The sequence below is a fragment of the Methylobacterium aerolatum genome (genome assembly GCF_022179085.1).
In the GTDB taxonomy this organism is placed as follows: domain Bacteria; phylum Pseudomonadota; class Alphaproteobacteria; order Rhizobiales; family Beijerinckiaceae; genus Methylobacterium; species Methylobacterium aerolatum.
Genome location: NZ_BPQE01000028.1, coordinates 43,950 through 55,757, shown reverse-complemented (window position 1 = coordinate 55,757; position 11,808 = coordinate 43,950). Strand labels below are relative to the sequence as shown.

General features: G+C 70.9%; 13 protein-coding genes. 8 read left to right on the top strand and 5 right to left on the bottom strand.

All coding sequences use genetic code 11. The features are described from left to right. Positions 1 to 197: 197 nt before the first annotated feature. Positions 198 to 611 (top strand): NADH:ubiquinone oxidoreductase subunit NDUFA12, encoded by a 414-nt coding sequence (locus MFF06_RS18715; protein WP_238206763.1) that lies wholly within the window; start codon positions 198 to 200, stop codon positions 609 to 611. A 140-nt stretch (positions 612 to 751) separates the two neighbouring features. Then, complete coding sequence (locus tag MFF06_RS18710) at positions 752 to 1,399, top strand: DUF2155 domain-containing protein (protein ID WP_238206761.1); 648 nt, start codon at positions 752 to 754, stop codon at positions 1,397 to 1,399. Positions 1,400 to 1,450: 51 nt separating this feature from the next. Here MFF06_RS18710 and aat read toward each other — a convergent pair whose 3' ends face one another. The 4 genes from aat to MFF06_RS18690 all read right to left on the bottom strand — a co-directional run bounded on the left by aat (position 1,451) and on the right by MFF06_RS18690 (position 5,005). Continuing rightward, a complete protein-coding gene (gene aat, locus MFF06_RS18705) occupies positions 1,451 to 2,128 on the bottom strand; it encodes a leucyl/phenylalanyl-tRNA--protein transferase (RefSeq protein WP_238206760.1) in 678 nt (225 codons plus the stop codon). Positions 2,129 to 2,174: 46 nt separating this feature from the next. Next, positions 2,175 to 3,527, bottom strand: a complete 1,353-nt coding sequence (gene accC, locus MFF06_RS18700; protein WP_238206752.1) for an acetyl-CoA carboxylase biotin carboxylase subunit — start codon at positions 3,525 to 3,527, stop codon at positions 2,175 to 2,177. Between the two features lie 65 nt (positions 3,528 to 3,592). Further along, entirely contained in the window at positions 3,593 to 4,063 is a 471-nt protein-coding gene (gene accB, locus MFF06_RS18695) for an acetyl-CoA carboxylase biotin carboxyl carrier protein (protein ID WP_238206751.1), read from the bottom strand. A gap of 165 nt (positions 4,064 to 4,228) precedes the next feature. Continuing rightward, entirely contained in the window at positions 4,229 to 5,005 is a 777-nt protein-coding gene (locus MFF06_RS18690) for a DsbA family protein (RefSeq protein ID WP_238206749.1), read from the bottom strand. A 165-nt stretch (positions 5,006 to 5,170) separates the two neighbouring features. On the opposite strand from MFF06_RS18690, the gene MFF06_RS18685 reads away from it, so the two are divergent. Further along, a complete protein-coding gene (locus tag MFF06_RS18685) occupies positions 5,171 to 6,325 on the top strand; it encodes a pyridoxal phosphate-dependent aminotransferase (protein WP_238206747.1) in 1,155 nt (384 codons plus the stop codon). A gap of 12 nt (positions 6,326 to 6,337) precedes the next feature. On the opposite strand, the gene MFF06_RS18680 is transcribed toward MFF06_RS18685, so the two are convergent. Then, on the bottom strand, positions 6,338 to 7,015 hold the full coding sequence (locus MFF06_RS18680; RefSeq protein ID WP_238206745.1) for an HAD-IA family hydrolase: 678 nt from the start codon (positions 7,013 to 7,015) through the stop codon (positions 6,338 to 6,340). 241 nt (positions 7,016 to 7,256) lie between these two features. Here MFF06_RS18680 and MFF06_RS18675 point away from each other — a divergent pair, with 241 nt between their 5' ends. The 5 genes from MFF06_RS18675 to gor all read left to right on the top strand — a co-directional run bounded on the left by MFF06_RS18675 (position 7,257) and on the right by gor (position 11,787). After that, positions 7,257 to 7,706, top strand: a complete 450-nt coding sequence (locus MFF06_RS18675) for a hypothetical protein (RefSeq protein WP_238206744.1) — start codon at positions 7,257 to 7,259, stop codon at positions 7,704 to 7,706. 127 nt (positions 7,707 to 7,833) lie between these two features. Further along, positions 7,834 to 8,553 carry a ribose-5-phosphate isomerase RpiA gene (gene rpiA, locus MFF06_RS18670; RefSeq protein ID WP_238206742.1) on the top strand — a complete coding sequence of 240 codons (720 nt, stop codon included), beginning with the start codon at positions 7,834 to 7,836 and terminating at the stop codon, positions 8,551 to 8,553. 82 nt (positions 8,554 to 8,635) lie between these two features. Beyond that, entirely contained in the window at positions 8,636 to 9,163 is a 528-nt protein-coding gene (locus MFF06_RS18665; protein WP_238206740.1) for a DUF2059 domain-containing protein, read from the top strand. 27 nt (positions 9,164 to 9,190) lie between these two features. Next, positions 9,191 to 10,411 (top strand): O-antigen ligase family protein, encoded by a 1,221-nt coding sequence (locus MFF06_RS18660; protein ID WP_238206731.1) that lies wholly within the window; start codon positions 9,191 to 9,193, stop codon positions 10,409 to 10,411. Then, the gene (gene gor, locus MFF06_RS18655; protein ID WP_238206729.1) at positions 10,408 to 11,787 is read left to right on the top strand and encodes a glutathione-disulfide reductase; all 1,380 of its coding nucleotides are present in this window, start codon (positions 10,408 to 10,410) and stop codon (positions 11,785 to 11,787) included. Before MFF06_RS18660 ends, gor begins: the two co-directional genes overlap by 4 nt. Positions 11,788 to 11,808: the final 21 nt, after the last annotated feature.

Below are 11,808 nucleotides of genomic sequence, written 5' to 3'. Positions count from 1 at the left end.
TTCCGGCGCCGATGATTTCCGCCGAAAAAATTTTGCGTCCACATGGGACCGCGGGCGAACCGAAAAATTTACTCGAGCCGGCCGTGTCCTGGCGGCGACACCGGCGCGCGCGGCGGTGCAGCACTGGACTCGGGCGCGCCGGGTGCTCATAACCCGCACCGACGCGCCGGGCGCGCGCCCAGGATTCAGGTCGGGTGATGGCACTCAAGGATACCCTGCTGCGCATCTTCACGTGGTGGAACGGGCAGACCGTCTCGGTCGCCGTGGACACCGCGCGGTCGGGCATCTTCGTGGGCGAGGACGAGCTCGGCAACAAATACTACAAGGCCGAGGGGGCGCTGATCGACCGCTCCGTCGGCAGCGAGCGGCGCTGGGTCGTCTACAACGGCTACGCCGACGCCTCGAAGGTTCCGCCCGGCTGGCGCGGCTGGCTGTGTCACAACGTCGATGTCGCCCCGAGCGAAGAGCAGTATACGCCCAAGCCCTGGCAGAAGCCGCACGTCGAGAACCAGACCGGCACGGCCAATGCCTATCGGCCGCAGGGCTCGCAGCTCTCCTGGGGTTCCCGCCCGGCCGCGACGGGCGATTACGCGCCCTGGTCGCCGGAGTAGCCGAGCGCACGTCGCGGGCGACCGTCGATTCCCGTCGGCGGCGCCCTTTTGCCGCCAATGTTGCGGTGTTGAACCGGACGCGATCCGCCCGCCGCGTCGCCGTCAGGCCGGCGGACGCCAGCCCGCCGAGAGGCACCGCCTTGAGCCGCATCGTTTTCCGCGCCGTCCGGGCGCTCTGCTTCGGCGCCGTGGCGCTCGCTGCTGTCCCGGCCGTCGCCGACAAGATCAAGAACCCCACGGCGGTGTTCTCCGGCCTCGACAAGATCACCGGCCGCATCGTGACCTTCGAGGTCGCCGTGGACGAGACGGTGCAGTTCGGGGCGCTGCAGCTCACCCCGCGCGTCTGCTATTCGCGCCCCCCGACGGAGCCGGCGAAGACGACCGCCTTCCTCGAGGTCGACGAGGTCACCCTCGACAACAAGTACCGGCGGATCTTCACCGGCTGGATGTTCGCATCGAGCCCCGGCCTGCACGCCATCGAACATCCGATCTACGACGTGTGGCTCCTCGACTGTAAGGGCGGATCCGACGTGATCGCCGAGGCGAAGGAGCAGGAGGACGTCCCGGCCGTGGCCGCCAAGCCCGAGAAGCCGGGCAAGCGCAAGGACCAGACGAAGACCGCCCAGCAGGTCAACTCCGCCGGCCAGGTGGATATCGAGGCGCCCCGCGGCGTGCCGGTGCAGCCGAAGCAGAAGCCCTCCCGCAAGTTCTTCCCGTCGAACGAGGGACCGGCCCCCGCCCCGCCGCCGCCCCAGCCGCAATCGATCTTCGACGCGATCTTCCGCTGAGACCTCGCCTCCGCGCGGGCGCCGAGGCGGCGCGGAGGGGGCCCGGGTGAATCACTCCCCGCCGGTGAGGGCCAGCAGCACCTGCTCGCCGGTGACGCTGCCGTCGCCGGGCCAGACGCCCCAATCGGCCTCGTCCTCGAGGGCGGCGGCGAGGCGGCGCTTGTAGGCGTGGCGGGGGATCTCCTCGGCGCCGAACTGGGACAGGTGGTCGGTCACGAACTGCGTGTCGGCCAGCCGATAGCCGCCCGTCCGCAGCCGCGCCATCAGGTGGACGAGGGCGACCTTCGAGGCGTCCCGGGCGCTGTGGAACATGCTCTCGCCGAAGAACGCCGCCCCGAGCGAGACGCCGTAGAGGCCGCCCACGAGCCGCCGCGGCTCGCGCGAGAACACCTCGACGGTGTGGACATAGCCCCGGTCGAACAGGGCGCCGTAGAGCTCGCGGATCCGCTCGTTGATCCAAGTGCGCTCGCTGTCCCGGCGGGGGCCGGCGCAGCCGTCGATCACCGCGTCGAAATCCGTATCGCAGCAGACCTCGAACTGGTCGCTCCGCACGGTGCGGGCGAGGCGGCGCGGAACGCGGAACCCATCGAGCGGCAGAATACCCCGCGCCCTCGGCTCGACCCAGTAGAGGGTCGGATCGTCGGCGTCCTCGGCCATCGGGAAGATGCCGGCGGCGTAGGCCTTCAGCAAAATCTCGGGCGTGATGTCGATGCGAGCGCCGTCCTGCATGGCGTGACTGTCGCGCGACGCCGCCGGGAACGCCAGGGGGGACGGCTCAGGTCTTGAGGTTGCCCCCGGCCAGGGCGGTCTCCAACCAGTGGATGTCGTACATCCCGTTCTGGACGTCCTGATTGCGCACGAGCGCCCGGAACAGCGGCAGGGTGGTGTCGACCCCGTCGATGACGAATTCGTCCAGAGCCCGGCGCAGGCGCATCAGGCACTCGTTGCGGGTGCGGCCGTGGACGATCAGCTTGCCGATCAGCGAATCGTAGTTCGGCGGGATGCGGTAGCCCTGGAAGGCCGCCGAATCGACCCGCACGCCCAGCCCGCCGGGCGGGTGATAGTAGGTGATCTGGCCAGGGGAGGGGCGGAAGGTTTCCGGGTCCTCGGCGTTGATCCGGCACTCGATGGCGTGACCCTCGACCTTGATGTCGCTCTGCGACACCGAGAGCGGCGCCCCCGCGGCGACCCGGATCTGCTCGTTCACGAGATCGATCCCGGTGATCATCTCGGTGACCGGGTGCTCCACCTGGATGCGGGTGTTCATCTCGATGAAGTAGAAACGGCCGTCCTCGTACAGGAACTCGATGGTCCCGGCGCCGAGATAGCCGAGCTTCTTCATGGCGTCGGCGCAGATGCCGCCGATCTCGGCGCGCATCGCCTCGTTGAGGGCGGGCGAGCCGCCTTCCTCCCACACCTTCTGGTGACGGCGCTGGAGCGAGCAGTCGCGCTCCGCGAGGTGGATTGCGTCGCCCCGACCGTCGCCGAGGATCTGCACCTCGATGTGGCGGGGCTTCTCGAGGTACTTCTCGAGGTAGACCGCGTCGTCGCCGAAGGCCGCCTTCGCCTCGGAGCGGGCCATGCCGATGGCCTGATCGAGGTCGGCTTCCGTGCGGGCGACCTTCATGCCGCGCCCGCCGCCGCCCGAGGCGGCCTTCACCAGCACGGGATAGCCGATCTCGGCGGCCACCCGCTTGGCCTCGTCGCCCGGCTCCACGCCGCCGTCCGAGCCCGGAACGCAGGGGATGCCGAGGCTGATCGCCGTGCGCTTCGCCTCGATCTTGTCGCCCATCACGCGGATATGCTCCGCCTTCGGGCCGATGAAGCCGATCTCATGGTGGGCCAGCACCTCGGCGAAGCGGGCGTTCTCCGACAGGAAGCCGTAGCCCGGGTGCACCGCGTCGGCCCCGGTGATCTCGCAGGCCGCGATGATCGAGGGGATGTTGAGGTAGCTGTCGCGGGCGGCGGGCGGGCCGATGCAGACACTTTCGTCCGCGAGGCGCACATGCATCGCGTCGGCGTCGGCGGTGGAATGCACCGCGACGGTGGCGATGCCGAGTTCCTTCGCCGCCCGCAGGATCCGCAGCGCGATCTCGCCCCGGTTGGCGATCAGGATCTTATCGAACATGGCGACAGCTTCTTCGAGCGGCGCGGAGCCGGGGAGGACCCAGGAGTGTCACGCGATGGTCGGCGTCACGCGATGACGAGGAGCGCCTCGCCGAACTCGACCGGCTGCCCGTCCTCGACGAAGATCGCGGTGACGGTTCCGGCGCGGGGCGCGACGATCTCGTTGAAGGTCTTCATCGCCTCGATCAGCAGCAGCTTGTCGCCGACCTCGACCTTCGAGCCGACATCGATGAAGGCCTTGGCCTCGGGCGAGGGGCGCATGTAGGCGGTCCCCACCATCGGGGAGGGCACCGTGCCGGGCTCCGTCCGGCTCGGCTCCGCGGGCGCGAGGGAGCCGGGCATGGACGGAACCACCGGTGCCGCCAACGCGACGGGGGCGGCGGGCGCCGCGACCTGCATCGTCACGGGCTCGATGCGGCGCACGACGCGGATGCGGAGATCGCCCTTCTCGACCTCGATCTCCGATAATCCTGTCTCGGTGACGAGGTGGGCGAGTTCGCGGACGAGCTCGGGATCGATGGAGTCGTGCTTGGACATCCGGCCTTCTTCGTGTGGCATCGGTCGAAACGTCCGGCGGGACGCGGCCGATCTCGGCGGCGGCGGCGGCATCGGGTGCCGGCCGCCGCGGCGACCCGCGCTCTTAGACGAACGAGCCCCCCCGCGACAAGGCCGCCGGGCGGGGCCGGGTTCGGAATGGGCGCCTCAGCAGGAGGCGTGACCGCACTGGCGCACGTCGGAGATGGTCTTGCGCATCGGCTCGACCCCTACAGCGCCGGGAATCACCTCGTCGCCGACGATGAAGGCAGGGGTTCCCGAGAGGCCGAGCCGGTCGCCGAGACCGCGATTCTCGGAGATGGCGGCCTTCACCTCGGGGGCGGTCATGTCCTTCTGGACCTTGGCCGTGTCGAGGCCCATGTCCTTGGCGACCTGGAGGGCCTTGGCGCCGTTGACCTTGCCCTTCGACTCCAGCAGCTTCTGGTGGAATTCGAAGAGCTTGTCGCCCTTGATCTGATTGGCGACGGCCACCGCGACCTCGCTCGCCTCAACGGAATCCTGACCGAGGACGGGGAAGTCCTTGATCACGACGCGCAGCTTCGGATCGGACTTGATCAGGGCCTGCACGTCGCTGAGCGCCTTGCGGCAGTAGCCGCAATTGTAGTCGAAGAACTCGATCAGGGTGACGTCACCCGCAGGGTTGCCGGCGACCACGTCGTGCGTGCCCTTGGTGAGGAGGTCGCGGGCCTCCTTGAGCGCGGCGGCCTGGGCGAGGCGCTGCGTCTCGACCTGGCGCTTCTCCGCCTCGGCGAGGGCGTCCTGCAGCACCTCGGGATTCTTGATCAGGTAGTCCTTGATGATCCCCTCGATCGCGCTGCGCTGGGCATCCGTGAACGGCGCGGCGGCGTTCTGCGCGAGGACGGGTGTCGCGACGCCGAGGCCGAGGGCGAAGGCCAGGACGGGCAGGGAACGGAAGGACGGCATGGAACCTCGCGGAGGCGCGAGCGCCGGATCTGCCGCTCGCGCAAGGGTCGTATGATCCTGGGTCGTATGATCCTGGGGTTTGGCGTTTTCGCGGCACGCGGTCAAATAGCGGGCGAGCCATCCGCCCGGAGCGCCCGATGGGCGCGCGCAATGCCAGCGAGTCCGATGATCCCTCCCTCCCGCCGGTCCGAAGCCGTCGCACCCTTCATGGTGATGGACGTGATGTCCGCCGCCGCCGCCCGGGAGCGGTCGGGGCTGGACGTGGTGCACATGGAGGTCGGCCAGCCCTCGGCCGGTGCGCCCCGGCCCGTGATCGAGGCCGCGCAGAAGGCCCTGGCGCTGGGCCGCGTGCCCTACACGGAGGCGCTCGGCCTGCCGGCCCTGCGCGAGAGGATCGCCCTCGATTACCGGACCCGCTACGGCGTCACCGTGCCGCCGGAGCGGGTCATCGTCACCACCGGCTCCTCGGCCGGGTTCCTCCTCGCCTTCATGGCCCTGTTCGATGCGGGCGTCCGGGTCGGCGTGCCGCAGCCGGGCTACCCGGCCTACCGCAACATCCTCGCGGCCCTCGGCATCACGCCCGTGCCGATGGTGCTGCGGCAAGAGGACCGTTTCGCGCCCACCGCCGACCTCCTCCAAGCGACCCACGAGGCCCACGCCCTGAAGGGCGCCCTGGTGATGAGCCCGGCCAACCCCTCCGGCACGGTGATCGTGCCCGGCGCCCTCGACGCCCTCTGCCGCCGGGCCCGGAGCCTCGGCCTGCCCCTCATCTCGGACGAGATCTACCAGGGCCTGACGTACGGCGCGCCCGCCGCCACGGCCCTGCAATTCGAGCCGGAGGCGGTGATCATCAACTCCTTCTCGAAGTACCATTGCATGACCGGCTGGCGGATCGGCTGGATGGTGCTGCCCGAATCCCTCGTCCGCCCGGTGGAGCGGCTGGCGCAGAACTTCTACATCTCGGCGCCCTACCTCTCGCAGGTCGGTGCGGCGGCGGCCTTCGACGCGACCGAGGAGCTGGAGGCGGTGCGCGAAGGCTATGCCCGCAACCGCGCGATCCTCCTCGACGCCTTCCCCGGCCTCGGCCTCGGCAAGGTCCACCCCGCCGACGGGGCGTTCTACATCTATAGCGACGTCTCCGCCCTCACCGACGACGCGGCGGGCTTCTGCAAGCGGATGCTGGCCGAAACCGGCATCGCCGCCACGCCGGGCCTCGACTTCGACCCGGCCGAGGGCGGACACCACATCCGCTTCTCCTTCGCCGGCTCGGAGCAGGATTGCCGCGAGACCGTGACGCGGCTCAAGGCGTGGATGGGGTAGCCGGGTCCGGCCTCACCCCACCCGAACGAGGGCCTTCACCGCCCCCGGCAGCTCCGAGAAATGCTCGATCACCCGGTCGGGCGAGAGGTCGGCCACGGGAACGTCGGTGTAGCCGAAGGTGACGGCGACAACGGCGATGCCCGCGGCCTTGGCGGTGTCGATGTCGGTGCGGGAATCGCCCACCATCACCGCCCGGCCCGGGTCGCCGCCCGCCCGGGCGATCGTGTCCGTCAGGTGGCGCGGGTCGGGCTTGAAATGCGGGAACGTGTCTCGCCCGCAGATGACCGCAAACCGGTCGGCCACGCCGAGGGTGGTGAGCAGCTTCACCGATTGTCCCTCGAACTTGTTCGTGCACACGGCGAGGCGGAAGCCCGCCGCCTCCAGCGCGTCGAGGGCCGGCACCACGCCGTCGAACAGGTGGGACGTGTCGGCGAGGTGGTCGTCGTAATGGGCGATGAAATCGTCGAAGAGCCGCTCGTGGTCCTCATGGCTCAGCGCCCGGCCCTCCGCCTCGAAGCCCCGTCGGATCAGCGCCTTGGCGCCGGCGCCGATCAGGTCGCGCGCCTGGGACAGGGGCAATTCCCGGAGGCCCTCGCGGGCGAGGAGGATGTTCAGGGTGCCGATGAGGTCTCCGGCCGTCTCGGCCAGGGTGCCGTCGAGGTCGAACACGGCGATGGGCGGGGCGGCCATGAGGTCATCCAGAAGGTAGGAGCGCCGTCCGGCTCGTGCATCGATCCAGGCGGGGCGTCGGCCGTGCCTGAAAAAATCGATGCAGAAACAATGAGCTAGGGCAGGGGCGCTGGAACGGGGCGAGTGCGTCACTGCACTAGCTGCGCCCGCGCCGCGCGGCAAGGCACCGCGCACGGTCGCGATGCCTCAGGTTCGCCCGAAACGGACGCGAAAGCGACGCCTCCACTCCCGCGGAAATCCCATGCGCCCGATCCTGCCGACGCTCCTCGTCTGCGCCACGCTCAGCGCGCCCCCGGCGCTGGCCTCCTCCTACGAGTTCGTGCCCGCCCCGCAGAACGATCTCAACCGGATGTACCGGATCGATAAGGTGACGGGCGAGGTCACCTCCTGCCAGTACGGCCTGCAGGAATCCGGCGGCGGGATCGGGCAGACGGTCTGCTTCGGCGCGGGGGAGGGCGCCGGCGCCCAGCCGCCCTCCGAGTACGGCCTCGTGGCGAGCCGCCACGCCCGCGAGGCGGGGGTGTTCCGGGTCAACTACCGCACGGGCGAGATGAGCATCTGCTTCGTGCTGGTGAAAAAGGAGCAGGTGGTTTGCACCCAGCAGTCGCGGCCCGGTGCCGAGGCAACCGAGGGTGTGCAGACCGGACGGACGGGTCCGAGCGCCACTCCGCCACAGGGTGGCCGACCCTGATGGATTCGGGCCGCGACAGACGTTCCGAACGCGGCGGCGACGTGCTACGGGCGCGGCGAATCTTCCTCACGGTTCCTTCGCGAATGACCGAATCTCCTTCCGTCGCAGCCAGCCGGATCTTCCGGCGATGAGCGGTCCCGACCTGCGCCGGGCCGCCGCCGCCCGCGCCCTCGATCTCGTGCGGCCCGGCATGCGGCTGGGCCTCGGCACCGGCTCCACGGCGGCGGCCTTCGTCGCCCTCCTCGGCGAACGGGTGCGCGACGGTCTCGACATCGTCGGCGTGCCGACCTCCGAGGCGACGCGCATCCAGGCGGAGGGATTGGGCATCCGCCTCTCGACCCTCGACGCGCTGCCCGAACTCGACCTCACCATCGACGGCGCCGACGAGGTCGATGAGCGCCTGCGCCTCATCAAGGGCGGCGGCGCGGCCCTCCTGCGGGAAAAGATCGTCGCCTGCGCCAGCCGCCACATGGTGGTGATCGCCGACGCGGCCAAGCGCGTGGACACCCTGGGTGCCTTCCCCCTGCCCATCGAGGTCAACCACTTCGGCCTCGCCGCCACGCAGCGGGCGGTGGAGGCGGCCATCGCCCGGTCCGGCGCGGCGGGTCCAGTCGCCCTGCGCCGGGGCGCGGACGGCGCCGCCGTCACCACCGACGGAGGACACGTCATCCTCGATGCGAGGCTCGGGGCGATCCCCGATCCCGAGGCGCTCGGCGCGGCCCTCTGGGCGGTCCCCGGCGTCGTGGAGCACGGTCTCTTCCTCGGAATCGCCTCCGCCGCCATCCTCGCCGCCGAGGTAGATGGAGAGGCCGAGGTCACGGTCCTCGGCACCCCCCCGACCTTCTGACCCAGGCCATCCGTGATGCCCGCGCCGCCGGCCCGATGATTCCGGTGGCGGGCGTCCCCGCTCCAACCCTCAGGACCCGCCCATGTCCCGCCTCCTCGCCGCCGTGCTCGGCCTTGCGCTCGCCGCCACCGGCCTGCCCGCCCTCGCGCAGACCAAAACCCCCGCCGCCGCGGCGACCGCCGCCCCGGCCATCTCGGCGAATCACCTCGCGCTCGCCCGTGAGGTGATGCTGAACTCGGGTATCGCCCGCTCCTTCGATTCCATCATCCCGTCCTTTGCGGAGCAGATCCGCAAGCAGGCCATCACACGCCCCGAGATCCAGAAGGACCTTAACGAGGTGCTCGTGCAGCTCCAGCCGGAGATGGAATTGCAGAAGCAGCGCATGATCGACATCGCCGCCCGGCTCTACGCCTCGCGTCTCACCGAGGCGGAACTCACCGACATCGCGGGCTTCTTCCGCTCGCCCGCCGGTAAGCGCTACGTCGAGACCCAGCCGCTGCTGCTCGACGAGATGGTGCACGCCATGCAGGGCTGGACCGAGGAGGTGTCGGAATACATCATGGTCCGCGTGCGCGCCGAGATGGGCAAGCGCGGCTTCAACCTCCAGTAATCCGTGGCGGAGGCGGCCACCGGCCGGATGCATCCCGCCTTCACGATCGGCGGCGCGGCGCTCGCGCTGATGCCGCTGGCGATGACCCTCGCGAGCCGATCGAGCCCGGCCGTGGTGGGGTTCGCCGCCCTGTGCTTCCTCGCCGGATGCTGGCGCGTGGACCGGGCCGCCCTCCGCGCCCTGCTGCCGCCCCTCGTCTCGCCCCCCGGGCTCGCGGCACTCGCCTTCCTCGCCTGGAGCGTGATCTCCCTCGCCTGGAGCCCGTTCCCGGCGCTGTCTCTCAGGATGCTGTCCGAGTTCCTGCCGACGCTGCTCGCGGCCTACTGCCTCGCGCGCCTCGCGCCCGGACGACTGCCCGGCTTCGCGCCGACCCTCGGCGCCGTGGCCGTCGTCCTGTCCGCCGCCTACGTCGCCGTCGATCTGGCCGCCGACATGCCGGTGGAGCGCTTCCTCGGCAGCCGGGTCGCGGCGTTCGTCTTCAACCGCTCGGTCATGACCCTCGATCTCGTGGCCGGGCCGCTCGCCTTCGTCCTGTGGCGGGGGCGGCAACGGGTGGCGGCGGTGGCGACGCTGGCCTTCACCATGCTCGGCGTCCTGCGCTCGATCAGCGGCGCGGCGATGATGGGCCTCGCCGCCGGGCTCGGGATGGCCGGCCTCGCCCGCCTGCTGCCCCGCCGGGCCGGGATCGGGCTCGCGGGGCTCGGGCTGGGCCTCGCCGTGGCGCTGGCCCCGGTGGAGGGCGATCTCCTCGCCCGCGTCATGCCCGACGCGATGCACGCGCAGTTGACGCAATCCTCCTCGCGGGCGCGGGTCGCCATCGCCCGGAGCTTCGGCGCCGCCGTCGCCGCCGACCCCTGGCGGGGTGCGGGGTTCGGCACGAGCGGACGCTTCGCCGAGACGCCCGCCGCCGCACGGATCCCCGGGGAGATGCGGGTGCTCCTCGGCGTGGGCCATCCGCACAACAGCTTCCTGCAGGTCTGGGCCGAGCTCGGCCTGCCGGGGGCGTTCCTGGCCGCCCTCGTGCTGATGCTCATGCTGGACCGGCTGGCGCGGCTGCCCCGGCCGGACCTCGCGGTCGCCCTCGGCCTCGTGGCGACCTCGGCCGCCATCGCCTTCGTGGAGCACAATGCCTGGGCGGCGTGGTGGACGGCGGGGCTCGGCGCTGCCATCTCCTGGGCGAGGGAAGCGGCCCGCCAGCGGGTCGAGGATGCCGCGACGCGGTCCTTCGCGATGGGTGGACAGGCATGAGCGACGACGTCGATCTCTTCGTCATCGGGGGCGGCTCGGGGGGCGTGCGGGCCGCCCGGATCGCGGCGGGCTACGGCGCCAGGGTCATGCTGACCGAGGAATACCGGGTCGGCGGCACCTGCGTCATCCGCGGCTGCGTGCCGAAGAAGCTGATGGTCTATGCCGGCCGCTTCCGCGACGAGTTCGAGGACGCCGCCGGCTTCGGCTGGACCGTCGAGCCGCCACGGTTCGACTGGAGCGTGCTCAAGCGGCGGCGCGACGCGGAGGTCACCCGGCTCGAAGGCATCTACGACGCCAACCTGCTCCGGGCGGGCGTCGAGATCGCGCCGGAGCGCGCGGTGATCGAGGACGCCCACACGGTGCGCCTCCTGACGTCGGATCGGCGCGTGAAGGCCGGGAAGATCCTCGTGGCGGTGGGGGCGCGCCCGCTCAAGGAGCCGACGGTCCCCGGCATCGAGCATGCCATCACCTCCAACGAGGTGTTCGAGCTGGAGAGCCTGCCGGAGCGGATTCTGGTGATCGGCGGCGGCTACATCGCCGTCGAGTTCGCGGGTATCTTCGCGGCGCTCGGGAGCCGCACGACCCTGATGCACCGGGGCGACCGGCTGCTGCGCGGCTTCGACGACGAGGTGCGCGACGCCCTCGCCGAGGCCTATTCCCACCGGATGGACCTGCGCCTCGGCCGCACCCTGGACCGGATCGACCGGCGGGCGGACGGCCTCCAGGCGACGCTGGACGACGGCAGCACCATCGCGGCCGACCAGATCCTGCTCGCCACCGGCCGCCGGCCGAACGTCGAGGGCCTGGGACTGGAGAATGTCGGGATCACGCCCGATGCGGCGGGGGCGATCCCCGTGGATGCCTTCTCGCGGACCTCGGTGCCGTCGATCTTCGCCGTCGGCGACGTCACCAACCGGGCCAACCTGACGCCCGTGGCGATCCGCGAGGGGCACGCCTTCGCCGACACCGAGTTCGGCGGCAAGCCAACCACCGTGGACCACAGCTTGATTCCGACGGCCGTCTTCTCGACGCCGGAGATCGGCACGGTGGGCCTGAGCGAGGCGGCGGCGCGGACGGCCTGCGGCCAAATCGACGTCTACAAGGCGAGCTTCCGCCCGATGAAGGCCACCCTGTCGGGGCGGGAGGAGCGCATCCTGATGAAGGTCCTCGTCGAGGCCGCGAGCGACCGGGTGGTCGGCGTCCACGTCTTCGGCCACGACGCGGGCGAACTGATCCAGGCGGTCGGCATCGCCGTGACGATGGGCGCCACGAAGGCGGATTTCGACCGCACCATCGCCGTCCATCCCACCGCCGCCGAGGAACTGGTCACCATGCGGGTACCCGCCGTAACAAAACACCCTGTGGGTGTAGGCTAGGCCGGAAATCCGCTCCACCGC

Coding starts and splice junctions, on each gene's coding strand:
- MFF06_RS18675 (WP_238206744.1), top strand. CDS start 7,257: ATGCGCCCGATCCTGCCGACGCTCCTCGTCTGCGCCACGCTCAGCGCG.
- MFF06_RS18690 (WP_238206749.1), bottom strand. CDS start 5,005: ATGCCGTCCTTCCGTTCCCTGCCCGTCCTGGCCTTCGCCCTCGGCCTC.
- gor (WP_238206729.1), top strand. CDS start 10,408: ATGAGCGACGACGTCGATCTCTTCGTCATCGGGGGCGGCTCGGGGGGC.
- MFF06_RS18680 (WP_238206745.1), bottom strand. CDS start 7,015: ATGGCCGCCCCGCCCATCGCCGTGTTCGACCTCGACGGCACCCTGGCC.
- accC (WP_238206752.1), bottom strand. CDS start 3,527: ATGTTCGATAAGATCCTGATCGCCAACCGGGGCGAGATCGCGCTGCGG.
- rpiA (WP_238206742.1), top strand. CDS start 7,834: ATGAGCGGTCCCGACCTGCGCCGGGCCGCCGCCGCCCGCGCCCTCGAT.
- aat (WP_238206760.1), bottom strand. CDS start 2,128: ATGCAGGACGGCGCTCGCATCGACATCACGCCCGAGATTTTGCTGAAG.
- MFF06_RS18685 (WP_238206747.1), top strand. CDS start 5,171: ATGATCCCTCCCTCCCGCCGGTCCGAAGCCGTCGCACCCTTCATGGTG.
- MFF06_RS18665 (WP_238206740.1), top strand. CDS start 8,636: ATGTCCCGCCTCCTCGCCGCCGTGCTCGGCCTTGCGCTCGCCGCCACC.
- accB (WP_238206751.1), bottom strand. CDS start 4,063: ATGTCCAAGCACGACTCCATCGATCCCGAGCTCGTCCGCGAACTCGCC.
- MFF06_RS18660 (WP_238206731.1), top strand. CDS start 9,191: ATGCATCCCGCCTTCACGATCGGCGGCGCGGCGCTCGCGCTGATGCCG.
- MFF06_RS18715 (WP_238206763.1), top strand. CDS start 198: ATGGCACTCAAGGATACCCTGCTGCGCATCTTCACGTGGTGGAACGGG.